The 25,756-nt window shown below is 63.2% G+C and carries 20 protein-coding genes and 1 tRNA gene; 9 read left to right on the top strand and 12 right to left on the bottom strand.

Features of this window, described 5'->3' with window-relative positions; translation table 11 throughout:
- Positions 1-664: IS4 family transposase (locus LPW29_RS02760; RefSeq protein WP_238626725.1), on the bottom strand; the 664-nt coding region annotated here is incomplete at its 3' end.
- A gap of 58 nt (positions 665-722) precedes the next feature.
- Between LPW29_RS02760 and LPW29_RS02755 the strand changes: the two genes are divergently transcribed.
- The 3 genes from LPW29_RS02755 to LPW29_RS02745 all read left to right on the top strand — a co-directional run bounded on the left by LPW29_RS02755 (position 723) and on the right by LPW29_RS02745 (position 5,430).
- A complete protein-coding gene (locus tag LPW29_RS02755; RefSeq protein ID WP_238626736.1) occupies positions 723-1,769 on the top strand; it encodes a restriction endonuclease subunit S in 1,047 nt (348 codons plus the stop codon).
- A 16-nt stretch (positions 1,770-1,785) separates the two neighbouring features.
- Positions 1,786-1,992, top strand: a complete 207-nt coding sequence (locus LPW29_RS02750; protein WP_238626724.1) for a hypothetical protein — start codon at positions 1,786-1,788, stop codon at positions 1,990-1,992.
- Positions 1,993-2,142: 150 nt separating this feature from the next.
- Positions 2,143-5,430 carry a type I restriction endonuclease subunit R gene (locus LPW29_RS02745; RefSeq protein WP_238626723.1) on the top strand — a complete coding sequence of 1,096 codons (3,288 nt, stop codon included), beginning with the start codon at positions 2,143-2,145 and terminating at the stop codon, positions 5,428-5,430.
- Positions 5,431-5,544: 114 nt separating this feature from the next.
- Here LPW29_RS02745 and LPW29_RS02740 read toward each other — a convergent pair.
- Positions 5,545-5,621, bottom strand: a tRNA-Arg gene (locus LPW29_RS02740).
- A 157-nt stretch (positions 5,622-5,778) separates the two neighbouring features.
- On the opposite strand from LPW29_RS02740, the gene LPW29_RS02735 reads away from it, so the two are divergent.
- Complete coding sequence (locus tag LPW29_RS02735; protein ID WP_238626722.1) at positions 5,779-6,324, top strand: hypothetical protein; 546 nt, start codon at positions 5,779-5,781, stop codon at positions 6,322-6,324.
- 4 nt (positions 6,325-6,328) lie between these two features.
- Here LPW29_RS02735 and LPW29_RS02730 read toward each other — a convergent pair whose 3' ends face one another.
- From LPW29_RS02730 to rsxA, 8 genes are all read right to left on the bottom strand, one after another.
- Positions 6,329-9,577: a DEAD/DEAH box helicase gene (locus LPW29_RS02730; RefSeq protein WP_238626721.1), complete on the bottom strand. Its 3,249-nt coding sequence runs from the start codon at positions 9,575-9,577 to the stop codon at positions 6,329-6,331.
- A gap of 276 nt (positions 9,578-9,853) precedes the next feature.
- Entirely contained in the window at positions 9,854-10,123 is a 270-nt protein-coding gene (locus LPW29_RS02725; protein WP_238626719.1) for an RnfH family protein, read from the bottom strand.
- A gap of 162 nt (positions 10,124-10,285) precedes the next feature.
- Complete coding sequence (locus LPW29_RS02720) at positions 10,286-10,975, bottom strand: electron transport complex subunit E (RefSeq protein WP_238626717.1); 690 nt, start codon at positions 10,973-10,975, stop codon at positions 10,286-10,288.
- Positions 10,972-11,865 (bottom strand): electron transport complex subunit RsxG, encoded by an 894-nt coding sequence (gene rsxG / locus LPW29_RS02715; RefSeq protein WP_238626715.1) that lies wholly within the window; start codon positions 11,863-11,865, stop codon positions 10,972-10,974. Before rsxG ends, LPW29_RS02720 begins: the two co-directional genes overlap by 4 nt.
- Positions 11,862-12,968 carry an RnfABCDGE type electron transport complex subunit D gene (locus tag LPW29_RS02710; protein WP_238626713.1) on the bottom strand — a complete coding sequence of 369 codons (1,107 nt, stop codon included), beginning with the start codon at positions 12,966-12,968 and terminating at the stop codon, positions 11,862-11,864. Before LPW29_RS02710 ends, rsxG begins: the two co-directional genes overlap by 4 nt.
- Positions 12,969-12,971: 3 nt before the next feature.
- A complete protein-coding gene (rsxC, locus tag LPW29_RS02705) occupies positions 12,972-14,507 on the bottom strand; it encodes an electron transport complex subunit RsxC (protein WP_238626711.1) in 1,536 nt (511 codons plus the stop codon).
- Between the two features lie 10 nt (positions 14,508-14,517).
- On the bottom strand, positions 14,518-15,045 hold the full coding sequence (locus LPW29_RS02700) for an RnfABCDGE type electron transport complex subunit B (protein ID WP_238626709.1): 528 nt from the start codon (positions 15,043-15,045) through the stop codon (positions 14,518-14,520).
- A 25-nt stretch (positions 15,046-15,070) separates the two neighbouring features.
- Positions 15,071-15,652 carry an electron transport complex subunit RsxA gene (rsxA, locus tag LPW29_RS02695; protein WP_238626707.1) on the bottom strand — a complete coding sequence of 194 codons (582 nt, stop codon included), beginning with the start codon at positions 15,650-15,652 and terminating at the stop codon, positions 15,071-15,073.
- 378 nt (positions 15,653-16,030) lie between these two features.
- On the opposite strand from rsxA, the gene nifL reads away from it, so the two are divergent.
- The 4 genes from nifL (at position 16,031) to draG (ending at position 21,890) form a co-directional block, all read left to right on the top strand.
- On the top strand, positions 16,031-17,599 hold the full coding sequence (gene nifL, locus LPW29_RS02690; protein WP_238626705.1) for a nitrogen fixation negative regulator NifL: 1,569 nt from the start codon (positions 16,031-16,033) through the stop codon (positions 17,597-17,599).
- Between the two features lie 19 nt (positions 17,600-17,618).
- Entirely contained in the window at positions 17,619-19,187 is a 1,569-nt protein-coding gene (gene nifA, locus LPW29_RS02685; protein WP_238626703.1) for a nif-specific transcriptional activator NifA, read from the top strand.
- A gap of 187 nt (positions 19,188-19,374) precedes the next feature.
- Positions 19,375-20,901, top strand: a complete 1,527-nt coding sequence (nifB, locus tag LPW29_RS02680) for a nitrogenase cofactor biosynthesis protein NifB (protein ID WP_238626701.1) — start codon at positions 19,375-19,377, stop codon at positions 20,899-20,901.
- A 119-nt stretch (positions 20,902-21,020) separates the two neighbouring features.
- Complete coding sequence (gene draG / locus LPW29_RS02675; protein ID WP_238626700.1) at positions 21,021-21,890, top strand: ADP-ribosyl-[dinitrogen reductase] hydrolase; 870 nt, start codon at positions 21,021-21,023, stop codon at positions 21,888-21,890.
- A gap of 316 nt (positions 21,891-22,206) precedes the next feature.
- On the opposite strand, the gene LPW29_RS02670 is transcribed toward draG, so the two are convergent.
- Positions 22,207-22,893, bottom strand: a complete 687-nt coding sequence (locus LPW29_RS02670) for a transposase (RefSeq protein ID WP_238626699.1) — start codon at positions 22,891-22,893, stop codon at positions 22,207-22,209.
- A gap of 470 nt (positions 22,894-23,363) precedes the next feature.
- Positions 23,364-24,131, bottom strand: a complete 768-nt coding sequence (locus tag LPW29_RS02665) for a class I SAM-dependent methyltransferase (protein WP_238626698.1) — start codon at positions 24,129-24,131, stop codon at positions 23,364-23,366.
- A gap of 119 nt (positions 24,132-24,250) precedes the next feature.
- Between LPW29_RS02665 and LPW29_RS02660 the strand changes: the two genes are divergently transcribed.
- A complete protein-coding gene (locus LPW29_RS02660; RefSeq protein ID WP_238626697.1) occupies positions 24,251-25,651 on the top strand; it encodes an aminotransferase-like domain-containing protein in 1,401 nt (466 codons plus the stop codon).
- The last annotated feature ends 105 nt before the right edge of the window (positions 25,652-25,756 follow it).

Below are 25,756 nucleotides of genomic sequence, written 5' to 3'. Positions count from 1 at the left end.
TTTTCCGAGATATGCCGGCTACAAACACCACAACACCCCCAAGCCTATCCCGCAGTCTGCTCTGGTGACGCTCAAATCGGGGGATCACTTCTTTCCGGTAACCTGCCTGTGCAGGAATTCGGCCCACCCAGTCCCAGCCCAAGGCCTCCACGGCGCGAAACCAGGGCTTCTTGAAACCGGCGTCCGTGACGATCACCGGGCAGACTCCGGCGGGCAAAACCTCCGAGAGGTGCTTCAAAAAGTCCTCCTGGATCTGGCGGTTAGCGTACTTGGCCTGAGGGTGACACTCCTGGTACAGGGTTCTTCCCTGACCGCCTACGGGCACCGAGGCACGCAGCACATGAATGCTCTCATCCACTGCCACCGGCGACCAATCCACCAGAATCACCGGGCGCTCTTCCTGCCCCAGCAGCCAGTGGGTCATGGCCTGATAAACCGTCATCGCCTCCCGATGCATCCTGGGATTACCCACCAGCCGATCCATCTGCTTGATGCTCGCCTTTTCCGTGATCTGCCGCTGCGATGCCCGGCCAAGACCAGTCACCGAGGTGGTCTGTCCGCCCAGGGCCGCCGCCGTGGCGGTCAGCAGCGCATTGAAGCGGGTGCGGTGAATGGATTGACAAGCAACCCCCAGGTTTGCGTGAATCAGATCTGTGGCGTGCATCGGCTCGTTTCGTGGCTCTTTTTTGGCGTGGTAACCTTAAAGAAACACGATCTTGCCGGTGCATGTCCACCCCTACCTCCTTTTATCCCACTGTTTCACAAGGAATTGTGCCCGCGAAAACGTGGGGATACCTCAGAAGCAGAGCACTAACCTGGCCTCAATTTCGTCCAGCAACGTGATGTCTTGTCCGCTGCCCTTTCCTCCGGCAGAAGAACAGCTTCAGATATTGAGCTTCCTCAACCACGAAACCGCCCGCATCGACGCCTTGGTGGAGGAGCAGCAGCGCCTGATCGAACTGCTCAAGGAGAAGCGCCAGGCGGTGATCTCCCATGCCGTCACCAAGGGGCTTGATCCCGATGTGCCGATGAAGGACTCCGGGGTGGAGTGGCTGGGGGAGGTGCCGGCGCATTGGAACGTAGTGAAGTTTAAGTATCTGATCGCCGAGTTTGAACAGGGCTGGAGTCCCCAATGTGATGGTGACCAAGCAGAAACGCTTGATGAGTGGGGCGTGCTAAAAGTGGGTTGTGTGAACTATGGTGTGTTTGATCCCACTGAAAACAAGCGCCTTCCGGATAACTTAGAACCTCGCCCCGAACTCTCGATACGTAAAGATGACCTGCTTATCTCACGTGCAAACACCCGAGACCTCGTAGGTAGCGCAGCACATGTACCAATGGATTACCCAAAGCTAATGGCTAGCGATAAAATTTTTGTCGTGCGTTTACATCAACGGATCTGTAGGTCTCGATATGCGGTCGTATATCTTTTCGGGAAAGGTGTCCGACATCAGATCGAATTGCAAGCGACCGGCGCAAGCAGTTCAATGCTCAATATTGGACAAGGCGCTATTAGAGAGCTTTGGATTCCCTTACCCCCTGACTCGGAACAGGATCGCATTGTTCATGAGCTTGAAAAGAGAGAAGCTGATTTTGCAGCTCTTGAGCAAGAGACTGTCCGACATATGCGAATACTTAACGAACGCCGCTCCGCCCTCATCTCCGCCGCCGTCACCGGCAAGATCGACGTGCGCGGCTGGCAGGCCGACCAGCAATCCAAGCAACCTGAGATATTGATGGCCGCTGAGACGCGGGCCACCTACGGCTAAGGCAAGGAGGCGATTGATGAAGTTTGAAACCTTCGAGGCCGGGCGCTGGGTGCCGCAGTACCAGTACAAGAGCTTCAGCCCGGTCACCGTGAACCACGAATGGAGCTGGGACGACGCGCAGATCACTCGGCTTGCGTGTAAGGCACAGGGGCCTGAATTGACGCAGGCTTCCTCTTGTGTAAAGGATATGGCCTTATCCTTACATATAGGTCTTCTTGTGTAAGGCTGGCGCCAGTATCGACCTGATGATCGATGTCTGTTAACAACACCTCCCATGCCTCTCTTCGAAGCGCATCCCGGGAGGTTATTTTTTGTGTGCTCAGCGCCAACATCGTAGGCTGAGGCAAACAAAGCCTGATTCGCAGGGGAATCTATGGCCGACAGCAGGGAAACCCAGTTCCAGCAGGACATCATCGACGCCATGGAGTCGGGCGGCTGGAAAGTCGGCACTGCCAGCGGCTATGACCGGGCCTCGGCCCTCTATACCGAGGATCTGCTGGGGTACATCCAGGACGCCTGGCCCGAGCGCTGGGAGAAGTTCTGCAAGGCCAACCCCCAGGCCCCGGATAAGGTGTTGGTGCAGAAGCTGGTGCGTGAACTGGAGCGGGCCGGCACCCTGGAAGTGCTGCGCCATGGCTTCAAGGTGCCGGGGGTCAAGTTCGATCTGTGCAGCTTCCAGCCCGACCACGGCATGAACCCGGATTCCCTGGCCCGTTATCGGGCCAACCGCCTGCGGGTGGTGCCGGAGGTGTCCTATTCGCCCCATGCCCGCGAGAAAGGGCAGGGGAGTGGGAGCTATGACCCGCGCCTGGATCTGGTGCTGTTCGTCAACGGCATCCCTACCGCCACCCTGGAACTCAAGAGCCAGTTCAAGCAGACGGTGGAGAACGCCAAGCGTCAGTATCGCAAGGACCGGCCGGTGAAAGACCCAGTGACCCGCAAGCCGGAACCTTTGCTCACCTTCAAGCGCGGCGCCCTGGTCCATTTCGCCGTCAGCCAGGCCGAGGTGGCCATGACCACCCGGCTGGCCGGCAAGGACACCGGTTTCCTGCCCTTCAACCGGGGCACGGAGGAGGGCGGGGCAGGCAATCCGCCACCCGCCGATGCGCAAAGCTATGCCACCGCCTACCTGTGGGAAGATGTCTTCGCCCTGGAGGCCTGGCTGAAGATCATCGGCCGCTTTCTGCACTTGGAGCAAGAGACCGAGGAGGACTTCCACGGCCGCCGCCAGACCAAGGAGACGCTGATCTTCCCCCGTTACCACCAGTGGGAAGTGGTCAACCGGCTGATTGAGGCCACCCGGACCGAGGGGCCGGGACGGCGTTATCTGGTACAGCACAGCGCCGGGTCGGGCAAATCCAATTCCATCGCCTGGACCGCTCACCAGTTGGCCAACCTCTACGCCGAAGACGGCACCACAAATCCGTCGGGAACGGATTTGGACAGCCGTAGGCTGGCCCGAAGGGCGGACTCCAGGGATGGAGTCCGCAAACTGTTCAACTCGGTGATCGTGGTCACCGACCGCACGGTGCTCGACAGCCAGTTGCAGGAAACCATCTACCAGTTCGAGCATGCCCACGGCGTGGTCTGCCCCATCACCCGGGACATAGGCAGTCAGAGCAAGTCGGAGCAGCTGGCCGAGGCCCTGGCCAACCACACTCGCATCATCATCGTCACCCTGCAGACCTTTCCCGCCCTGTTCGATGCCCTGGACAAGCGCCCCAAGCTGGCCCAGGGCCACTATGCGGTGATTGCCGATGAGGCCCATTCCTCCCAGACCGGCAGTTCCGCCAGCAAGCTCAAGGCCCTGCTGGCGGCCGCGGGAGAGGAGGTGGAGGACGATGCCGGCGAGATCAGCGCGGAGGCCATGCTGGACGCCGCTGTGGCCTCCCGTCGCCCCAGTGAGCGCATCAGCTATTACGCCTTCACCGCCACCCCCAAGGCCCGGACCCTGGAACTGTTCGGTCGGCCACCGGACCCGGGTCGCCCCTCATCGGCGGACAACAAACCCGAGCCGTTTCACCTGTACTCCATGCGCCAGACCATTGAGGAGGGTTTCATCCTGGACGTGCTGCGCAACTACGTGACCTACAGCACTGCCTGGAAACTGGCCCATCCCGATGGGGAAGACCATGAGGTGGATTCCAAAAAGGCTTCGCGCACCCTGGCCCGGTGGGTGCGCCTGCACCCCTACAACATCGCCCAGCGAGTGGAGGTGATCGTCGAGCACTTCCGCGACAACGTGCGTCATCTGCTGGATGGCCAGGCCAAGGCCATGGTGGTCACCGCCAGCCGTCAGGAGGCGGTGCGCTACCAGCTGGCCATGGGCCGCTACATCAAGGACCAGGGTTACGAGGATGTTCACCCCATGGTGGCCTTCTCCGGCAGTGTGCCGCCCGATGAGGAGATCCCTGAGGAGGTGACCGAGACCAGTACCCTGCTCAATCCAGGGCTGAAGGGTCGCGACCTGGCCAAGGCGTTCGACACCGACGAGTACAACGTGATGATCGCCGCCAACAAGTTCCAGACCGGCTTCGATCAGCCCATGCTGTGCGCCATGTACGTGGACAAGAAGCTGCAAGGCGTGGACTGCGTACAGACCCTCTCCCGCCTGAACCGACTGTTCCCCGGCAAGCAGACCTTCATCCTGGACTTTTTCAACGATGCCCAGGAGGTGCTGGAGGCCTTTGCCCCCTATTACCGCAAGGCCGAACTGGCGGACGTGTCCGATCCCCAGGTGGTGTTTGACCTGCAGCGCAGCCTGGATGCCAGCGGCATCTACCAGTGGCCCGAGGTGGCGGGCTTTGCCCGGGCCTTTTTCGATCCCAAGGCCCCGGCAGCCAGTCTCAGTTACCACTGCCGCCCGGCCCAGGAGCGGTTCCGGCAACGCTATCAGGCCATTCTCGACCAACAGCAAACGTGGCGGGAGGCCCGTGATCAGGCCGAGCGCAGCGGCGACGACAAGGGGCTGAAACGCGCCGAGCAGGAACTCAAGGATGCCGGTACCACCCGCGACGAACTGGATTTGTTCCGCAAGAACCTGGCCAGTTTCGTGCGCACCTATGAATTCCTCAGCCAGATCGTCACCTTCGACGACACCGAATTGGAACAGCTGTGCGTGTTCGCCCGTCACCTCCACCCGCTGCTGCGCCTGGACCGACTGCTGGATGATGACGCCATCGACGTCAGCGAACTGGAATTGACCCATTACCGCCTGACCAAGCGGGAGGAAAAGCGCCTGCGCCTGGAGGATTCAGACGGGGATTACGGTCTCAAGCCGATCAGCGAGGTGGGCTCGGGCAAGCCCCACGATCCGGAGAAGCAGCGCCTGGACGAGATCATCGAAAGACTCAACGACCTCTACGGCGCCGAAGTTAGCGACGATGACAAGCTGCACTGCGCCAATGGCATTGCCGACCGCATCGAGCGGGATGAGGCGGTGATGGCCCAGGTGCGCAGCCACAGCGAGGCGCAGGTCATGCACGGCCTGTTCCCCAAAAAGGTCACCGATGCGGTGCTGGATGCCCTGAGCGATCATGAAAAGCTCAGCTTGCCGGTGCTGGAGAATGAGAAGGCCGGTAGGGAGTTTGCGTTGCTGATCTTGAAGTTGCTGGCGGGGCGGTCAGTGGAGGATCGGGTTTTGGGTCACGGAGATCAGTGATTCCTTGCAGGCGATCTCGGGATGGTGGGTAAAAGTGGGGGGGGGTAATTTTTGAATTTCGGCCAAAAACGAAAAAGGCCTAGCACCTCGTCGATGCTAAGCCTTTGATTTATATGGCGCGCCCGGAAGGATTCGAACCTCCGACCACCTGGTTCGTAGCCAGGTACTCTATCCAGCTGAGCTACGGGCGCGCTGAATTGGAAGCGCGCATTATGGCCATCCTGGCCCCCCGCGTCAAGTCCAGGAAAGGAGAAATTTTCGGGTGGTTCCTTGATGCCCGCGTGTTGACCGTTTGCAGCGTGGGGGCAATACTGCCAGAAAACCACGCAAATCCTGTCGAGGAGCCACATGCCCGATCTTCCCGAGACACCGTCCACTGCTGCGCGACCGGATCTGGACTGGAGCCAGGTGCGCGAGACCGTGATGATGCTGCAACTGGCGGTGGCGCAGATCGAGCGGACCATGCGCGATGGTAACGACTCCGTCGAAACCCTGACTGCGTCGTTCACCCATATGGTGGGGAAGACCCAGGTGATTCACGCGGCCGCCGATGGACTGGAAGATAGCCAGGAGAAACAAAGTATCCTGGAGAACTGCAGCGCCGTGGAGTCCAGCATGTCCGACGCCATCGTGGCGTTCCAGTTCTACGACCGACTCTCCCAGCGTCTCAGCCACATTGGCAACAGCCTTGAGGGGCTGGCGGAACTGGTGTCCGACTCCAGGCGGCTGTACAACCCCTATGAGTGGAGTGGTCTGCAAAGCGCGATCCGCGCCAAGTACACCAACGAACCAGACCGGGCAATGTTCGATGCCATGCTGGCCGGTGCCAGTATCGAAGAGGCCCTCAAGCACTCCGAGCCATCATCCAGGGATGACGATATCGAGCTGTTCTAGCCTGCTAGCCCTTCGATTCCGGCGCAAACAGGGCGTTGATCATGTCGGCGTCGATCGGCGGTTCGTCCTCGCTGCGCTTGTCGTCCCCGTAGACATTGTCCGCCAGCTTCTGCTTGCGGGCCTGCATGGCCAGGATCTTCTCTTCCACGGTGTTTTCCGTGATCAGCTTGTAAACGAACACCGGTTTGTCCTGGCCGATGCGGTGGGCCCGGTCCGTGGCCTGGGATTCCACTGCCGGATTCCACCAGGGGTCGTAGTGGATCACCGTATCGGCCTCGGTGAGATTCAGGCCCACGCCGCCGGCCTTGAGGCTGATCAGCATGAGGTTGGCGTGGCCGTTGCGGAAGATATCCAGCGCCTCTTCGCGCTTGCGGGTCTGCCCGGTGAGCTTGGAGTAGCCGATGCGGGCCTTTTTCAACTCCTGCTCGATCAACCCCAGCATGGTGGTGAACTGGGAGAACAGCAGCACCCGGCGGCCTTCGTCCAGAAGCTCCGGGAGGATCTCCATAAGCATCTGCAGCTTGGCCGAGGGGGCGGAGTCGGCCTGGGCGCTAGCGGGCAGCAGGCGCGGATCGCAACATACCTGACGCAACTTGAGCAGGGCATCGAGCACCATGATATGGCTGCGGGCCAGGCCGCGCTTGGCGATGGCATCGCGCACCTTCTTCTCCATGGCCAGGCGGATGCTCTCATAAAGGGCGGCCTGCTTGCCGCTGATGGGGGTGCTGCGCAGCAGCTCGGTCTTGCCGGGCAGTTCCGTGGCGACGATGTCCTTGGTGCGTCTGAGCATGAAGGGGGTGGTGCGCCGGGTGAGGCGCCTGAGCTTGTCGCCATCGTTGTGTTTTTCGATGGGTGTGCGGTACTGGCGGGAGAAGTGTTCCTGGTTGCCCAGAAAACCCGGCATCAGGAAATCGAACTGGGCCCACAACTCCCCCAGGTGGTTCTCCATGGGTGTGCCGGTGAGGCAGAGGCGATGGGGCGCCTTGATGCGACGTACCACCTGGGAGGCCTGGGCGCGAGGGTTCTTGATCTGCTGGGCCTCGTCCAGGATCAGAAAGCTGAAATCCTGGGCCAGAAGTTCCTGGCTGTCTCGCGGGAGCAGGGGGTAGGTGGTCAGGGCCAGGTCCATCTCGGGTAACTGCTCGTAGTATTGCTTGCGGTCCGGTCCATGCAGGGTGAGCACCTTGAGGCCGGGGGTGAACTGCTCCGCCTCGCGGCGCCAATTGCTCATCAGACTGGTGGGCGCGACGATCAGGGCCGGATGGTCGAGACGACCGGCCTGCTTCTCGATGGCCAGGTGCGCCAGGGTCTGCACGGTCTTGCCCAGCCCCATGTCATCGGCCAGCACGCCGCCCAACTGGTATTCGCGCAGGAACTGCAGCCAGTTTAAGCCCTGCTGCTGATAGGCGCGCAGGTCTCCCCGGAAGTCCCGGGGTGGTTCGACCGGGGTGAGGGTCTCGAACTGGGTGAGACGGCGCGCCATGTGTTGCAGATCCTGGCCACCCTGGATCTTGGCATCCCCCAGTTCCAGCAGCCGGGGTGCATCCAGGCGGGACAGGCGCAGGCTCTCCTGCCCGGGTGCCAGGTGGTCGTACAGGTCGATAATGGCCTGCAGCACGGGTTCGATCTGCTCGCGGGTCACCTGCACGTAACTGCCATCCTGCATGGGCAGGGCCAGGGTGGGCGGCAGACGCCCGGGTTGATAGCTGCCGATGAGTTCGCTCACCAGGGGCAGCAGGGGCACCTTGCGGCCGTCCACCTCCAGGTCAAAATGCAGATCGAACCAGCCGTTGCCTTCGTCCACCTGGGCGTGGACGTCCTCAGCCACATCCAGTCGCGGGATGTCCCCTTCTTCGTGATGGATGCGCCAGCCTTCCTCCTTCAGTCGGGGGAGTGCCTGGTTGAGTACTTCCAGCCAGCGGGTCATGATCACCTGCTGGCTGATGCCCAGGGTGGCCAGGGTGAATTCACCGGACACCCTGGGGTTGCGCACCAGCCCCTCCTGGCTGAGTCGTTCGATGGCCTTTTCTTCCCCGGCCAGGTCCCGGTGTATCTCCACGATGGCGCCATTGGCCTTGCCCATGGCGATGGGGGTCGGGTGATCGGGCGCGAGTGTCAGATCTTCGTAGATGAACTGCAGATTCAGGACTGAACGGGTCAGGTTCAGCGGGTCCACCCGCACGGTCAGGAGTGAAATCGGGGTTACATCCTTCACCGCGCGCAGGTTCAGTGCCTTGGGTTTGGGCAGTTGGGGGTAGTGAACCGCCAGGGTCTCGCTCACCTCCTGCAGTTCCTCGGGCGGGACGGGTGGCGCCTCCGGGATGCGACTGATCCAGCCGGCATCAAGACCCTCCGGAATCATCAGCCCGCCCACCTCGTGGGTTTCCAGGTCCACATAGCGGGGCGGACGCAGGTCCATGGGCAGCCCGCCCTGGGGGTCGGTTTGGGCTACCAGGCGGAACTCTCCAGCCTCTTCCACCCAGGTCAGGTCCACCGGTCGAGGTTCCCCCGGGTGCAAGGGTTGAACGCGATCCCGCCCCAGGAACAGCCGTCCTGTGCCCAGCATTAGATCCATGGCGATCCCGCTCGCCAGTCCCTGAAGTTTGACCGGTGTCTGCAAACGCGGGTCACTCACATGGAGTTGCTTGAGGATGTCCCGATCGGTGTCGCACAGATACGCCGGTGGCGTTCCGTAAGGATTCATCAGCGAGGGCATGCCCACTTCGCGTCCCAGGGCGGTTTGGCCGTTCTTTTTTGTCTTGGCTATGCGGAAGGTGACCGCGAACCCGGAGCTCACGCCGGTCTCGATTCTGTCCAGTTGGTAGATGAGGAACTCGTCGCTGGTGCGTTCCGTGGGGCCTTGCGGGGCGTCTGGTGCCGTCTCCAGCAGCCAGTCAGTGAAGTGGTGCCCTTCATCCGGCATGGAAATGATGGCTTCGCCGTCGATGTAGGCCAGGCAGGCCGCCACCATGTGCTTGCACTGGATGCCGACGGGGCAGGTGCAATCCCCGAATACGCCCAGGGTCCGCCGGTCCCGTCCGGGCTTGGCCACCACGGTCTGGTGGTAGATTTCATCCCGACCGCCCTCGGTTTCCGCGATGAAATACAACTCGTCCGGGTTGTCCTGGATCACATCCACGAAGATGACCCGGTCTTCCTGGAAATATCTCTTTCCTCGCTGGAAGGTGCGATGGTCGACAGCGTTTTTGATGATATCCAGCGTGAGGGGTGGGCGACTGCGTGGTTTGGGCATGGCTTGGATCGGTCACGGGGATCAGAGGCCGCAAAGGCTAACACAGCATGGAGCCTTGATGACCCTGCGGGTTGCCCAGGATGGGGTCCACCTCAATCAGCAGCCGTCAGGTTGAACGGGGGCTGTACCCATCGTCTTGCGGGCGCTTCGCGAAGCGCCCGTACAGGATGCCCTGTGGGAAACGGATTGCATACCTGGCAACGTCCGGCACGCAATAGCCATGCTTGCGAAATGGTTGGCGGGGCCTCGCTCGTTCACCGTCATAGGTCGCGCCGGTCAGTCGTCGTCATCATCATCCTCATCGTCATCATCATCCACGACCGTGATGGGGCGGTAGATCTCCACCCGGTCGCCGTTCTGGACGGGATTGTCCAGCTTGCAAAACTTGCCGAAGATGCCCACCTTCTGGCTGTCTAGGTCGATGTCGGGGAACCGCTTGAGGATGCCGGATTGCTCGATGGCCTGCTGCACGGTGGCCCCCTCGGGGAGGTCCACCTTGAGCCAGGCCCGGTCATTGGGGTCGCTGTAGGCTACGCCGACGCGCATGGCAGTGCTCCTGTGCTGTGTTGAAAGAACGACCCTCACCCCAACCCCTCTCCCGAAAGCGGGAGAGGGGCTATGTCTTTTGCTCCCTTCTCCCTTCCGGGGAGAAGGGCCGGGGATGAGGGGTGGCGGCGGGCACTCTGCCTCCACAAAACCCGGTCTCATTCATGCCTCAGCCACCTTCATCGACGCCGCCCGGGCCGCCAGCCGGGTATCCAGCACCCGCTTGCCGGCCAGGATGAAGCCCAGGGCCAGGAAGGCGCCGGGGGGGAGGATCATGAGCAGAAAGCCGCGGTAGTCGGGGATCAGTGTCATCTCCATCCAGGCAAATCCATCCCCCAGCAGCCGGGCGTCGGCGAACAGGGTGCCGCTGCCGGGGATCTCGCGCACGGCGCCGAGCACCACCAGGATCAGGGTGAAACCCACCCCCATGGCGAGGCCGTCCACCACGGCGCGGTGCACCGGCTGGCGCGAGGCGAAGGATTCGGCGCGCCCCAGGATGGCGCAGTTGGTGACGATCAAGGGGATGAACAGGCCCAGGGCCTTGTGCATCTCATACAGATACGCGTTCATCACCAGATCCACCAGGGTGACCAGGGCGGCGATGAGCAGGATGAATACCGGGATGCGCACCTCCGGGGTGATGATGCCCCGGAACATGGAGATGAGCAGGGCGGCAGCCACCATGACGAAGGTGGTGGCCAGACCCATCCCCAGGCCGTTGGTGGCGGTGCCGGTGACCGCCAGCAGGGGGCACAGGGCGAGCATCTGGGCCATGACCACGTTGTTGTCCCAGATGCCGTCCCGGAACAGGCGGCGGTAGTCATCCAGGATGAGTCGGGCGGGGTGGGTCATGGCGTGGGCTCCTGTGTTGTGTGCAGATCAGGGGCCGGGTGCCCGCCGCTCCCCTCATCCCCGGCCCTTCTCCCCAGGGGGGAGAAGGGAGAGTGAGTATTGTCGATTTGCATGGCGCGAGAGACCATGAGCCCCTCATCCCCGGCCCTTCTTCCCGGAGGGGAGAAGGGAGAGTGGGTGGGGGTTGTTTGAGGGGACTGGTGGGTCATGAGCCCCTCTCCCGTGAGCGGGAGAGGGGTTGGGGGGAGGGCCGACGAAGCCGATTCATCGCCGCGCTGCAGCAGGGTTGAGCGATGCTGCTCAAACACCTCCAGCCCATCGCGCACCGCATTCACCACCACCCGGGGGGTGATGGTGGCGCCGGTGAACTGGTCAAAGATGCCGCCGTCCTTCTTCACCGCCCAGTCCTCACGGGGCGGTTCTCCAAGGCTCAGGCCACCAAACGACAGGATCCACGGATCCCGGGCCACCTCGATCTTGTCCCCAAGGCCCGGGGTCTCCTTGTGCCTCAGGACCCGCACGCCCAACACCTCCCCATCGGCGTCCACCCCCATGAGGATATCGATGGGCCCCGCATAACCGCGCCCCGTCATCTGAAAGGCCACCGCCGACACACGTCCTTCCTGGCGGGCCCGGTAGACCTCAAGGGTGCGGCCATCGGCCCTTTGCAGTTGATAGGTGTCCTGCTGGGGCTGGTTGTCATGCAGTGCGGCGGGGAGCACCTGCTCCAGGGTCTGGCGGAAATCCTCCGCCTGGCGCTCGGCGATGGTGTCCCGGGTCTGCATGTCGGTGATCACCAGCACGGCGCTGGCCATCAAGGCGATGCCGCCGAGCAGGGCGGAGTGGTAGCCAACACGCTGGCGATAACTGGGTTGGGCCACGGTGGTCATGGGCGTTTCTCCGTGACGGGGGCGGCCTGGGCTGGAGCTTTGGGCTCCAGGGGCTTGCCACCGCGGGTGCGGCCATAGGTGCGCGGCCGCAGGTAGTGGTCGATCAGCGGGGCCAGGCCGTTCATGAGGATGATGGCGAAGGCGATACCCTCCGGATAACCGCCCCAGGTGCGGATCACGTAGATCAGCAGGCCACAGCCGGCACCGAAGATCAGGCGACCGCGCATCGTGCTGGGGGAGGTGACCGGGTCGGTGGCGATGAAGAAGGCCGCCAGCATGGCGCCGCCTGAGATCAGGTGCAGACCCGGACCGGCGTAGCGCTCGGGGTCGATGAGCATGAATATCGTGGCCAGCGCCGCCAGGGTGCCCAGCATGGCCACCGGGATCTCCCAGCTGATGATGCGCCGGACCATGAGCAGCAACCCACCGGCCAGGAGCAGCAGGGCCGAACCCTCGCCCATGCTGGCGGGGATGAAGCCCAGCGCCTGCTGCATGGGGTCGTACACCCCCGGCAGGGTCTCGGACAGGCCCAGATCACGACTGAAGCCGGTCTGGGTCTCGCCCAGCACGGTGGCCCCGGTCATGGCATCGGGGATCGCTGCAAGACCAAAGGTGATGGCCAGCCCTTCGATGAAGCCCGGCGAACCCTCGGCAAACATCGGCTGGGGCGTCACCCAGGTGGTCATCTCCAGGGGAAAGGACACCAGCAGGGCCACCCGGGCCAGCATGGCCGGGTTGAACAGGTTCTGCCCCAGGCCACCGAACACGTGCTTGCCCACGATAATCGCAAATCCGGCCCCCAGTACCGCGATCCACCAAGGCGCCCAGGGGGGCAGGGTCAGGGCCAGCAGCAGCCCGGAGAGCAGGGCCGAGCCGTCCATGAGAAAGGGTGTGACCGGGCGTTGGGCAATGCGCAGGCTCATCACCTCGAAGGCGATGGCCGCCAGCACGGTGATCAGCAAAAGGTTCAGCGCCGGCCAGCCGAACAGATACACGCCAAAGGCCGTGGCGGGCAGCAGGGCCAGAATGACCCAGCCCATCTGGCTGGTCACGCCGCCGGGGGCGTGGGTGTGGGGTCCGCTGACGGGGGTCGTGGTGGTCATGGGTCAGGCCTCCGCCTTGTCCTTGTCGGTGGTCTTGGCGGGCGCGGGCGTCTCCTTGGCCTCGGCCTGCTGGGCGCGTTTCTTCTTGGCCGCCTCCCGCTCCGCCTTCTTGCGGGCCGCCGCCTCGGCCTTGGCCTTGGCTTCGGCCTCCTGGCGGGCGCGTCGTTGCTGGGCCAGTTCCTTCAGTTCCTCCTGGCGACGCTGCTGCTCGCGCCGATCCCCCAGTACGCCCTTGGCATGCTGGAAGTACTGCACCAGGGGGATATGGGAGGGGCACACGTAGGAGCAGGAACCGCAGGCCACACAGTCCATCAAGCCATGGGCCGCGGCGCCGTCCATGTCCTCGCTACGGATGCGCGAGGCTATCTCCAGGGGCATCAGGCCGCAGGGACAGGCGGCCACGCAGCGCCCGCAGCGGATGCAGGGCATGGGGTCATCGATATTGATCTCGGCGGCGGTGAGGGCGATCACACCGTTGGTGCCCTTCACCACCGGCACCTGGGCGTGGGGCATGATCTGGCCCATCATGGGGCCGCCCATGAGCAGCCGCGCTGGCGTCTCCCGGGTGCCGCCGCAATAGGCCAGCAGTTCTTCCACCCGGGTGCCCAGAGGCACCTGCAGGTTTGCGGGTCGTTGCACTGCGCCGCCACCCACGGTGACGATGCGGCTCACCAGGGGCCGGCGCATGCGCACGGCCCGGTGCACCGCGTAGGCCGTGCCCACGTTGTGCACGATCACGCCGATGTCGGCCCCCAGCTTGCCCGCCGGGATCTCGCGGCCGGTCACCGCCTTGATCATGTGTTTTTCCGAGCCCATGGGGTAGCGGGTGGGCACGGACATGGCTTCCAGATGATCCATTTCGTAGAGGTGTTCCTGGAGGGCGGCCAGGGCCTCGGGCTTGTTGTCCTCCACCACGATCAGGGTGTGCCGGGCGCCCAGGGCATGGCGCATGATGCGCACACCGTCGATGACTTCCTGGGTGCGTTCGCGCATCAGGCGGTCGTCGCAGGTGAGGTAGGGTTCGCACTCCGAGCCGTTGATCACCAGGGTGTCGATGGTGTGGCGACTGCCCAGGTTGAGCTTGATGGCGGCAGGAAAGGTGGCACCACCCATGCCCACCACACCCGCCTCCGCGACTCGCTGGGCGATCACTTCCGGCTCCAGATTGAGGGCGTGCTCGGGCTCGGGTTCGTCTGTCCAGCGGTCCTCGCCGTCGACTTCGATGACGATGGTCTGCACCGCCAGACCGCTGGGGTGTGGGGCCGGATGCGGCTCCACGGCCACCACCGTGCCCGAGGTGGGGGCATGCACCGCCGCCGAAACAGGTCCGCTGCCGGCGGCGATCATCTCACCCTTGAGCACCTTTTGGCCCGCCTGCACCCGGGGCTGGGCGGCGGCCCCGATGTGCTGCTGCACCGGCACATACAGGCGCTCGGGCAAGGGCAGGGTCTGAATGGGCAGGTGACTGGTGGCCTGCTTGCGGTCTTCCGGGTGCACGCCACCCTGGAATGCCCGGCGCTTGAAGAGGAATGAGAGCATGGCGGTCACCTCAGCGGGCTTCGGGTTTGGACCAGCGCCAGGTGCGCAGGGTGGGGGGGTCGGGCACCAGCACCAGACCGTTGGTGGGGCACACCTCCACGCACTTGCCACAGCCGTTGCAGGCCTCGGTGAACACCGTGTGGATCTGCCGGTTGGCGCCCATGATGGCGTCGGTGGCGCACACCTTGTAACAGCGGGTGCAGCCGTTGCACTGATCCTCTTTGATCCGGGCAAAGACCGGCGCCTCCTCCTCCATGCCCGACAGATCCACGCTCACCGAGAGCTTGTCCGCCAGTTGCTGGGCCAGGGCCTTGCCGCCTGGTGGGCAGAGGGTCACGGGGGCCTCATGGGCGGCCAGGGCCTGGGCCGCGCTGGGGCAGCCGGGCAGGCCGCACTGGCCGCAGTTGGTGCCCGGCAGCATGGCCTCGATCTCGTCCACCAGGGGGTCTTTCTCCACCTTCAGGTACTTGGCGGCCATACCCAGGGCATAACCCAGGAGCAGACCCATGGCGGTCAGGACAACGATGGCTGCGTACATGGTTTGATCTCCTGTTCGGGGCGCGTCAGGCGAAGTCCAGACCGGCGAAACCCATGAAGCCCAGGGACAACAGTCCGGCCACGATGAAGGCAATGGGAGCGCCCGCGAAGGCCGCCGGCACGTTGTTCACGGCCAGGCGCTCGCGCAGGCCGGCGAAGATGACCATCACCAGAGTGAACCCCAGGGCGGCACCGAACCCGAAGGTCACGCTTTGCAGAAAGCCATGACCTTCCTGGACGTTGAGCAGGGCCACGCCCAGCACGGCGCAGTTGGTGGTGATCAGCGGCAGAAAGATCCCCAGCACCCGGTGCAGGGAGGCACTGGTCTTGCGAATGACCAGCTCCGTGAACTGCACCACGGCGGCAATCACCAGGATGAAGGAGAGGATGCGCAGGAAGCCCAGGTCCAGAGGTGCGAGCACGAAGTACTCCAGCAGCCAGCCGGCCACCGAGGCCAGGGTGAGTACGAAGGTGGTGGCCAGGCCCATGCTCAGGGCCGTGTCCAGCTTGTTGGACACCCCCATGAAGGGGCACAGCCCCAGGAACTGCACCAGCACCACGTTGTTCACCAGGGCTGTGCCCAACAGTAGCAACAGAAACTCCGTCACGGTGTTCACCTCGCTTGGATTGAGGGAGTTTCTGCATCTTGCGTGCCAAGGGGTGATGCACCCTTTAGACGCACCATTCATGGGGATTTGCCGTGGGTTTGCACCGACATGGTGCGATTCGGGCTGTGAGGATCGCGACAGCCAGGGCGACCGGTCCGCAGGGATGTGAGGTAACCGACAATCCCTCCATCACCCGCCCGTAGGGGCCGTTCGCGAACGGCCCGCGCGGTGCGTCCGGTGTGGGTGGCCTGTCGGGTGGGTGTCCACCACCCGCCGGTAGGGGCCGTTCGCGAACGGCCCGCGCGGTGTCTCCGGTGTGGGTGGCCTGGCTCTTGCATTAACGATAGGCAAACCGCGGCATCACCAAGAGACCTCGTCATGACCCGACCCCATCATCCCTTCCAATCGGCCAACGATCACACCATTCGCGTCGGCGAGGGCGCGTTGCCGGCCCGGCTGTTCTTCGAGGCGGTGGAACAATCCTCCATGGCCATCTCCATCACTGATGCCAAGGCGAACATCCTCTATGCCAACCCCGCCTTCACCCGCGTGACCGGGTACGAGGCATCGGAGGTCATGGGCGAGAACGAATCCCTCCTCTCGGATCGCCGCACGCCCAGCCTGGTCTACGAGACCCTCTGGGGACGCCTGCGCCAACTCAAGCCCTGGACCGGGGTGCTGGTGAATCGCCGCAAGGATGGCAGCCGCTACCTGGCCGAACTGAGCATTGCCCCGGTCCTGGATGCCCAGGAGCACCTTACCCATTACCTGGGCATGCACCGGGATGTGACGGAGATGCATCAACTGGAAGAACAGGTGCGCAATCAAAAGGCCCTGATCGAGTCCGTGGTGGATGCCGAGCCGGTGGTGATTGCCCTGCTGGACGAGGTGGGCAAGGTGGTGCTGGACAACCAGGAGTACAAGAAGCTGGAGGGGGACATGCGCGGCCAGGAGCCCGCCGAGGCCTTCCTCTCTGCCCTCTCCGAAAGCATGGGAGAGGACTTTGAGAAGGCCCGCATCAGCGGCCAGGGTTTTGTGGATCACGAGGTGCAGTTCGATCCGGGCGCGGGTCACGCACCCCGCTGGTTCTCCTGCTCCGGCACCTGGATCCGTGAGCGCGACAGCAGCGCCGATGCCTTCTTCGAGCCCCGCAAGGTGGAATACCTCATGCTGGTGGCCAAGGAGGTCACCGAGCTCAAGCGCCAGCAGGAGGAGATGCGCATGAACGCCCTGCGGGCCCTGACCGCCGAGAGCGAGCTGGTGGAGAGCATGCGCGAGACCCTGACCGGCGCCATCTACCAGATGCAGGGGCCGGTGAACATGATCGCCGCCGCCACCCAGTTGCTGGAACGTCGCCAGGGGGAGGGCGCGACCGATCCCCTGCTGACCGTCTTGCAGGACGCCCTGGCCTCGGGTCGCCAGGCCTTGCAGACCCTGGAGAACTGCATCCCGGATGAACGGGACGAGGCCATCGCCCCGGTCAACCTCAACGGCCTGCTGCGTGAAGTCCTTGGCCTGTCCACCCGGCGCCTGCTGACCTCCGGCGTGGTGGTGGACTGGGACCCGGCGCCGGTGCTGCCCAATGTGCTGGGCCGGGAAGGTCGGCTGCGGGGGATGTTCAAGCAGCTGGTGGACAACGCACTGGATGCCCTGGATGACAGCGGCAGTGGCCAACGTGAGATCCGCATCGCCACCCGGGCTCTGGAGGATGGGGTCCAGGTGGTCATCCAGGACTCGGGGCCGGGCATCCCCGAGTCCATGCGGTTGCGGGTGTTCGAACCCTTCTTCAGCACCAAGGGCCGCAGTGGCGGCGGGGCAGGGATGGGCCTGCCCATGGTGCAGGAGGTGGTGAACCAGCACGCTGGTCTGGTGGAAGTGGACCCCTCCTGGCAGCAAGGCTGCCGCATCCGCCTGGAGTTCCCCAATGCCTCACAGCGCAAACTCTGAATTGGACTCAGGAAGACCCATGGTGATTTCTCCCTCGGCAGTTGGTACGACGGGGCGCTTGCGCGCCCATGTGATCGAAATGCATCTGGACACGCTGTATCAGGTGAGTCAGGTGCTCAGTTGTTCCTCCGGATTGCAGGAGATTCTCTCCGGCGTGCTCCATGTGCTGCATGAATCTTCGGACATGCGCTGCGGCATGGTCTCGCTGCTGGATCCGGGCAGCGGCGAACTCATGGTGGGCGCTGCCCACACCGGTACCCGGGAAAAGGTGGAAAAGGTGCGCTATCGCCCCGGCGAGGGCCTGATGGGGGCCATCCTCAAGGAAGGGGATACGGTCATGGTAGATCGCATTGCCGATGAACCCCGGTTTCTGGATCGTATGGGGCTGTATGCCCCGGACCTGCCCTTTGTGGGTGTGCCCATTCGTGTGGGCGAGGACAACCCCATTGGCGTGCTGGCCGCCCAGCCCAGTCGTGGGGACGACGGCCTGCTGGAGGAGCGCGCCCGCTTCCTGGAGATGGTGGCCAACCTGCTGGCTCAGACCGTGCGTCGCGCCTGGGACCTGGAGCAGGAGCGCCGCGCCCTCACCGATGAACGCGACCGGCTGCGCCGCCAGGTGCGGGGTGGCTACCACCTGGATAATGTGGTGGGGCACTCCAAGGAGATGCGCCGGGTGTTCGAGCAGGTGCGTCAGGTGGCCAAGTGGCACACCACTGTGCTGGTGCGCGGCGAGACCGGCACCGGCAAGGAACTCATCGCCAATGCCATCCACTACAACTCACCGCGGGCCAATGGTCATTTCGTCAAGCTCAACTGCGCGGCCTTGCCAGACAACCTGCTGGAGAGCGAGCTGTTCGGACATGAGCGGGGCGCCTTCACCGGGGCCGTGTCCCAGCGCAAGGGGCGTTTCGAGCAGGCCGATGGGGGCACCATCTTCCTGGACGAGATCGGCGAGATCTCCCAGGCCTTTCAGGCCAAGCTGCTGCGGGTGTTGCAGGAAGGCGAGTTCGAGCGGGTGGGGGGTACGCGCACCCTCAAGGTGGATGTGCGCGTGATCGCCGCCACCAACCGGCCCCTGGAGGAAGACGTGGAACGGGGGGATTTCCGGGAAGACCTGTATTACCGGCTTAACGTCATGCCCATCTTCGTGCCCGCCCTGCGCAATCGCAGCGAGGACATCCCGGATCTGGCCCGATTCCTGGTGGACAAGCTCGCCAAGGCCCAGGGACGCCCGCTGGATATCACCGACAGCGCCATCCGCACGCTCATGAGGCATGAATGGCCGGGTAATGTGCGCGAGCTGGAAAACTGCCTGGAGCGGGCCGCCATCATGAGCGAGACCGGCACCATCGACCTGGATGCCATCAACCTCACCGGCCTGGAGGACAAGTTGCCGCTGGGTCGCAAGCCGGAGCCCGAGGTGGAGGTGGACCTGGATGACCCCGACCTGGATGAGCGTGAACGGGTGATTGCCGCCCTGGAGCGGGCCGGCTGGGTGCAGGCCAAGGCCGCCCGCCTGCTGGGCATGACGCCCCGGCAGATCGCCTATCGCATCCAGACCCTGAAGATCCGGGTGAGACAGTTCTGATCCATTGTGTCCTTCACCACAGCCTTTTCTGTGACATGTGCAACACGGATCGGGCCTTGAATTGGTAATGCCTTAAAAAACAGGACCTTGTATTGGTTTGGTTTCAGGCACGCCGTTTGCATAAACCCTCCCAAGACCAACCTTTCCCACCGCGAGACCGGCGGGCACCCCCAACGGGAGGACCGTGATGGACCTGAAAATCAAAAAGCTCAGCGATATTCCCGTCATCAAGCAGGCCGTCACCCCAGAGGGTGGGTGCGCAACCAGTGGCTGCGGCAGCGCCAATGACGCCACACCGGAACTGCCCCAGGCCATTCGCGAGAAGATCCAGGATCACCCCTGCTACTCGGAAGAGGCCCATCACCACTTTGCCCGCATGCACGTGGCGGTGGCGCCGGCCTGCAACATCCAGTGTCACTACTGCAACCGCAAGTACGACTGCGCCAATGAATCCCGCCCCGGTGTGGTGTCGGAGGTGCTCAAGCCGCACCAGGCCGTGAAAAAGGCCCTGGCCGTGGCGGCCAGCATCCCCGAGATGACCGTGGTGGGCATCGCCGGCCCCGGGGATGGCCTGGCCAACCCCACCCGCACCTTCCAGACCTTCCGCGGCATCCGCGAGCAGGCCGACGACATCAAGCTGTGCCTGTCCACCAACGGTCTGGCCCTGCCAGAGCACGTGGATGAGTTGGTGGCCCTGGGGGTGGATCACATCACCATCACCATCAACAGCATCGACCCCGAGGTGGGTGCCCGGGTTCATCCCTGGGTGATCTGGGAGAAGAAGCGGGTCTTTGGCGTCGAAGGGGCGCGTCTGCTCATCCAGCAGCAGCAAAAGGGCCTGGAAATGCTGGTGGAGCGGGGCGTGCTGGTGAAGGTGAACTCGGTGATGATCCCCGGCATCAACGATGAGCATCTCAAGGAGGTCTCGCGGGTGGTGAAGGCCAAGGGGGCCTTCATGCACAACATCATGCCGCTGATCTCCGAGCCGGAACATGGCACCTATTTTGGCCTCAATGGCCAGCGCGGCCCCACCCAGGCCGAGCTCACTGCGCTGCGCGATGCCTGTGGAGGCGACATGAAGATGATGCGCCATTGCCGACAATGCCGTGCCGACGCCGTGGGTCGGCTGGGGGAGGATCGGGGAGCCGAGTTCACCGCTGATCGTATCGACGCGCTGGAGGTGGACTACACGGGCGCCCGTGAACGACGCGATCAGGTGCAGGCGGCCATTCGCGAGTCCATGGGGGCCAAGAGGCTGGCCGGCGCGGCCCGCTCACCCACTGCATCGCCGACCGGCAAGGCCGCTTCCCGCCCGGTGCTGATGGCGGTAGCCACCCAGGGCGGTGGCGTGATCAATCAGCACTTCGGGCATGCCCGGGAATTCCTGGTCTACCGGGCCTCGCCCGAAGGCGTGCGTTTTGAAGGCCATCGGCGCGCCGATCTTTACTGTTCCGGCCCGGATGAATGCGGTGACCGGGAGCAGATCCTGGCCAGCACGCTGCGCTCCCTGGAAGACTGCGAGGTATTGCTGTGCTCCCGCATCGGCATTGAACCCTGGTCCACCCTGGAGGCCGCCGGCATCACCCCCAACCCCAACCACGCCATGGAGCCCATCGAGGACGCCATCCTGGCCGTCTACAATGAGATGCGGGAGGCGGGCCAGCTGACCCCAGTGGAGGAGGGCTGCAACACCCTGATGGCCGAAGTCTCTTGAGCCCTTCCCTGAAATTCTTCCTTAAGCCCCTCTCCCCCTCGGGGAGAGGGGTTGGTGTGAGGGACGGCACCCTCCCCCCAGATATAGAGCCCCTCTCCCCTCAGGGGAGAGGGGTTGGGGTGAGGGGAGCGCCCCCCCGGGCCCAGGCCGCCTACCTCGCCCTGGCCATCGGCGACGCCCTGGGCGCCACCGTGGAATTCATGATGCCAAGGGAGATCCAGTCCCAGCACGGCATCCACAAGGACCTCATCGGCGGCGGCTGGCTCCACCTCAAACCGGGCGCCATCACCGACGACACCCAGATGAGTCTGGCCCTGGGCGACGCCATCATCCAGGCAGGCGGCATTGATGCCCCCACCATCGCCGAGGCCTTCAGCCAGTGGATGCGCTCCCACCCCGTGGACATCGGCCACACGGTGCGCCGCGGCATCATCCACTATCGCCGCACCGGTCAGACCCAGGTCCCCCTGAACGACAACGACGCCGGCAACGGCGCCTGCATGCGCGTGCTCCCCATCGCCCTGGCCACCCTGGGCGAGCCCCGGGAGACGGTGGATGCCGCCTGCCGCCTTCAATCTCATATTACCCATCACCACCCCTTATCCGACGCGGGCACCGAGTGCATCGTGGCCATGGTGCAGATGGCCCTGCAGGGTGCCGATCAGCGGGAGCTGCTGCAGGGGCCGGTGAAGGCCCTTATCCAGCAACACCCGGAATTCCACTTCCGCACACGCCGCGAGGAAAACCCCAGCGGCTTCATCGTCCACACCCTGCGCGCCGTCTTCCAGGCCCTGTTCGACACCGACACCTTCGAGGACTGCCTGGTGGACGTGGTGAACCGGGGCGGGGACGCCGACACCACCGGCGCCATCGCCGGGATGGTGGCTGGCGCGTTCTATGGGCTGGAGGCGATACCCGAGCGTTGGGTGAAGGGGCTGGATGCGGAGGTGAAGGAGCAAATGATGGTGCAGTTGAGTCGATTAATATAGGAGTATAGGAGGTATCTATATCCGTCCCGTTTTGAAGTCTTTCACATTTTCAAACATTACAGCTTGCGACCTTGGTGGATATGTGGAGAATAGGGTTCGTCGCCGCCGAAGGCACTCAGGGATGAAACAGGCTGTAAGTCATGGATGATCCAGTGGATGGGTCTTGCCGCGCGACATAGGCCTCGCTGCATGGATTGCGGCGAGGCCTGACTTTTTTGGGTTAGGATTTTCCTGAAACGGGGACCCAATGAGTTTTTCAGGTGGTCTGGCTCGTTGGTCTTGATAGGAGATGGTCTAGAACATCGCCTCAGACAGTTTAGCGTGACGATGGTCTGCCTGGGCGGCGCTGCTCGATTCGACGGCCTATGATCTTCTCTACTTCGTCCACGAATTGGTGATTGCCCGTGAGTTGGCCGCGTTGGACCGCTTCTCGCATCAGTGATAGTTCGTTCTTCGGCACGCCCTGCGCTACGAACCGGGCGTATCGTGCGCGCCGCTCCATCTCGCTTCCAGCCAGGCTCAGGTAACCGGGGTCGGTGTTGATCCAGCATGTTTCATGGCCCATGCGCTGCTGGTAGCTGGACCAAGGGTGATCTCCTGCGTTGGACACCATCCCCGCGCGGACCGGGTTGAGCTCGATGTATCTGGTGCAGGCGAGCAGGTAGGTATCTGTCTGAACAGGGCTGGATTTATAACGCCCTTCCCACAGGGTGCCTGACCTTCTCTCCAGCCGGTTGCGCCGGCGCGTGGCCCTGGCTGCCAGCGCCTTCATCAAACAACCCATGCTGGCCACTTCTTCGCCCGGATCCACCAGCAGATGCACGTGGTTCGTCATCAGGCAGTAGGCGTGTACCCGAATATCCAGCATGCCGCTGAGCTCGCGTAAATCTTCCAGATACCGCTCGTAATCTTCCGCGATGACGAACACCGTCTGTCGGTTATGTCCCCGCTGCACCACATGGTGCGGTGTATGCGGCAATACCACACGCGCCATCCTTGGCATACCGTTCCCCCAGAGTTAAAGGTGCTACGTTCTTATCCACGCAGGGAAAATAAATCTGTCCCCATTCGCTCAGGTTATTTTTTCTACGCCTAAACTGCAAGCGTGGATAGCCGCGTGATCATGGAAGGGGGGCTTGGTATGCATCCGGGGGATGAGCGTGTTTATCTGTCCCCTTTTGAACCGCTTCACAGTTCGGCACATTCAAGTTGTATCATTACGGTAAATATGGAGAATGAGTCCTGTCGCCATCGATGGCAGTCAGGGATGAGCAGGTAGTCATTCAGGGATGATCCAGCGGATGGGTCTTGCCGCGCGACATGGGCCCCACTACATGGATTGTAGCGGGGCCCAACCTTTTTGGGTGCTTATAAAAATATATAAGCTATATACCGGGGTTATCTGTCCAGGCCTGGTCTGATTTATCCTCTCCCTTTCAGCGGTTGCTGGGAGAAAATAAATCTGTCCCCATTTTATGGACGGAATGCGATTTGCTGGACGAAGTCGACTTCGTTGATGTCGTAGGGGCGGCGCATGTCGCCGTAGCGTTCCACGTTGACGAATCCGGCGTCTTCGAGCAGGTGGGTGAGATAATCCTGGCGCAAGGGGTACATGTTGAGTTCAAAGCGGGCGCCATCGGAGAAGACGTAGTTGAACTTGGCCAGGCTGCGGTGCAACTCCACCGGGCCCACGTCCACGTTGTTGCCGGTGTAGCAAAAGGCGTGCTTGGAGCTGTAGCCCTGGTCCAGCATGGCGTCGTAGTTGCGTTGATCGATGATGAGCATGCCACCTGGGCGCAGGATGCGGAAGATGGCTCTCAGGGCGGTTCGACGATCTTCGTGATCGAACAAATGGGTGAAGGAGTTACCCAGGCATACCGCGGCATCGAAACGTTCGGTGCCCAGGCTTTCATCCAGTGACAGCCAGTCGACGGCCTTGGCCTCGGCAAAGCTGACACCGTAGCTCTTGGCGTTTTCCTGGGCCTTGGCCAGCATGTTTTCGGATCCATCCACTGCCGTGACCTCGAATCCGTACTGAGCCAGGGACACCGCGTTGACACCGGTACCGGTGGCGATATCGATAACCTGCTTGGCGCCGTGGGCGTGCAGGTGACGATTGTAAAAGGCACCTTCCCGGGCCAGGCGTGCTTCCCACCCCACCAGGTCGTCCCAGTATTCAGCAAAACTGCGCGTGTACTGCGTGAAGTGATTGCCAGTGTTCGCGTTGAGTGCCTCGGTCATGTGAAAGCTCCTTGTTGGCTTGGTGTGAAATTGGAGCGCTATTGTGGGTGGGTTCCCGTGACCGATACAGATGCAGTTTGCGCGAATCATGAGCGGTACAGTTTTGTTATGCTGTGCCGATGACGGGCGACAAACTCTACCAGCAGGTGGCGGCGCTGCTTGAGCAACAGATCGAGCAGGGCACCTATGTGGCCGGTGATCGCCTGCCGGGGCTGAGGCAGCTGCGCCAGCATTTCGGGGTCAGCATGGCCACCATGGTGACGGCCTGCGAGGTGCTGGAACAGCGCGGGATCCTGGAGGCGCGTCCGCGATCCGGGTTCTATGTGTGCGGTCAATCGGACTCGGCTCCTCTTCTGGAAGAGCCCTGCAATGAGCTTGACGGCCCCAGCCTGGTCACGGGGCAGGAGCGGGTGCTCGAACTGGTCCAGTCCCATAACGATCCATCCATCCTGTCACTGGGAGCTGCGGCGCCGCCTGCGGAATGTCTGCCGGTGGCCGCGCTGGATCGCAGTTTTGCACGGGTGCGTCGCACCCGGCGCGATAGCGTCAGCGCCTATGACTTTCCACCGGGCAACCTGGAGTTGCGCACGCAGATTGCCAAGCGCATGGGCTATGCCGGCTGTACCGTGGGGCCCGATGACGTCGTGCTCACGCAGGGGTGTCAGGATGCGCTGACCTTGAGCCTTCGGGCGGTGGGGTCGCCCGGAGATGTGGTGGCCATCGAGTCGCCTACCTTCTACGGCATTCTCCAGGCCATCGAGTCGCTGGGCATGCGGGCCCTGGAGATCACCACGGACCCCGCGGAGGGCATGTCACCCCAGGCGCTGGAGCGGGCCTTGGCCACATGGCCTGTCCGTGCCTGCGTGATGATGCCCAGCTTCGGCAATCCCCTGGGTCATCTGGCGTCCGACGCGCGCAAGGAGGCACTGGTGAATCTGTTGGCGGACCATGAGGTGCCGCTGATCGAGGATGATGTCTACGGGGAGCTGTGCTTCAAGGGGCCGCGTCCCTGGGCGGCCAAGGCCTGGGACACCCGCGGGAATGTGCTCTACTGCAGTAGTTTCTCCAAGACGCTGGGTGCGGGGTTGCGCGTGGGCTGGGTGGCACCGGGGCGGTATCGCGAGCGGGTCACCTATCTCAAGTACGCCACCAGCCAGGCCACGGCGCCCATGGAGACCCTGGCTGTGGCCGACTATCTGGAACGGGGGGGCTATGAACGTTACCTGGGTCAGGCGCGGCGCTATTACCAGCGACAGGTGCGACGCGTGACCGATGCGGTGCTGCGCCACTTTCCACGGGGCACCCAGGTGACCCGCCCCCGGGGTGGATTCGTGATCTGGGTGGTGTTACCCGAGGGTCACGACAGCCTGGAACTGCAGCGCCAGGCCCTGGACGCAGGCATGAGCATCGCCCCAGGCCCGTACTTCTCCCCCAGCGGTCGCTACCGGCGCTGCCTGCGCCTCAGTTGTGCATTGCCCCAGTCGGTGGACGTTGAAACAGCGCTGTCACGGCTTTTCTAAATGGGTGCTAAATGGGGACAGACCCCTTTTTCGCGCTGCAGAGATCGTCGGAGTCCGAAAAAGGGGTTCGCGAAAAAGGGGTCTGTCCCCATTTAGCAGGGAGTG

The sequence above is a fragment of the Ectothiorhodospira sp. 9100 genome (assembly GCF_022227565.1).
Classification (GTDB): domain Bacteria; phylum Pseudomonadota; class Gammaproteobacteria; order Ectothiorhodospirales; family Ectothiorhodospiraceae; genus Ectothiorhodospira; species Ectothiorhodospira marina.
This window is presented reverse-complemented; position numbering and strand designations above follow the sequence as displayed.

Bases quoted from the DNA above. Each gene is read 5' to 3' on its own strand.
- LPW29_RS02725 (WP_238626719.1), bottom strand. From the start codon at position 10,123: ATGCGCGTCGGCGTAGCCTACAGCGACCCCAATGACCGGGCCTGGCTC.
- LPW29_RS02745 (WP_238626723.1), top strand. From the start codon at position 2,143: ATGGCCGACAGCAGGGAAACCCAGTTCCAGCAGGACATCATCGACGCC.
- LPW29_RS02700 (WP_238626709.1), bottom strand. From the start codon at position 15,045: ATGTACGCAGCCATCGTTGTCCTGACCGCCATGGGTCTGCTCCTGGGT.
- LPW29_RS02660 (WP_238626697.1), top strand. From the start codon at position 24,251: ATGACGGGCGACAAACTCTACCAGCAGGTGGCGGCGCTGCTTGAGCAA.
- LPW29_RS02670 (WP_238626699.1), bottom strand. From the start codon at position 22,893: ATGCCAAGGATGGCGCGTGTGGTATTGCCGCATACACCGCACCATGTG.
- LPW29_RS02710 (WP_238626713.1), bottom strand. From the start codon at position 12,968: ATGACCACCACGACCCCCGTCAGCGGACCCCACACCCACGCCCCCGGC.
- LPW29_RS02730 (WP_238626721.1), bottom strand. From the start codon at position 9,577: ATGCCCAAACCACGCAGTCGCCCACCCCTCACGCTGGATATCATCAAA.
- nifL (WP_238626705.1), top strand. From the start codon at position 16,031: ATGACCCGACCCCATCATCCCTTCCAATCGGCCAACGATCACACCATT.
- LPW29_RS02735 (WP_238626722.1), top strand. From the start codon at position 5,779: ATGCCCGATCTTCCCGAGACACCGTCCACTGCTGCGCGACCGGATCTG.
- nifA (WP_238626703.1), top strand. From the start codon at position 17,619: ATGGTGATTTCTCCCTCGGCAGTTGGTACGACGGGGCGCTTGCGCGCC.
- rsxG (WP_238626715.1), bottom strand. From the start codon at position 11,865: ATGACCACCGTGGCCCAACCCAGTTATCGCCAGCGTGTTGGCTACCAC.
- LPW29_RS02750 (WP_238626724.1), top strand. From the start codon at position 1,786: ATGAAGTTTGAAACCTTCGAGGCCGGGCGCTGGGTGCCGCAGTACCAG.
- LPW29_RS02665 (WP_238626698.1), bottom strand. From the start codon at position 24,131: ATGACCGAGGCACTCAACGCGAACACTGGCAATCACTTCACGCAGTAC.
- LPW29_RS02720 (WP_238626717.1), bottom strand. From the start codon at position 10,975: ATGACCCACCCCGCCCGACTCATCCTGGATGACTACCGCCGCCTGTTC.
- nifB (WP_238626701.1), top strand. From the start codon at position 19,375: ATGGACCTGAAAATCAAAAAGCTCAGCGATATTCCCGTCATCAAGCAG.
- rsxC (WP_238626711.1), bottom strand. From the start codon at position 14,507: ATGCTCTCATTCCTCTTCAAGCGCCGGGCATTCCAGGGTGGCGTGCAC.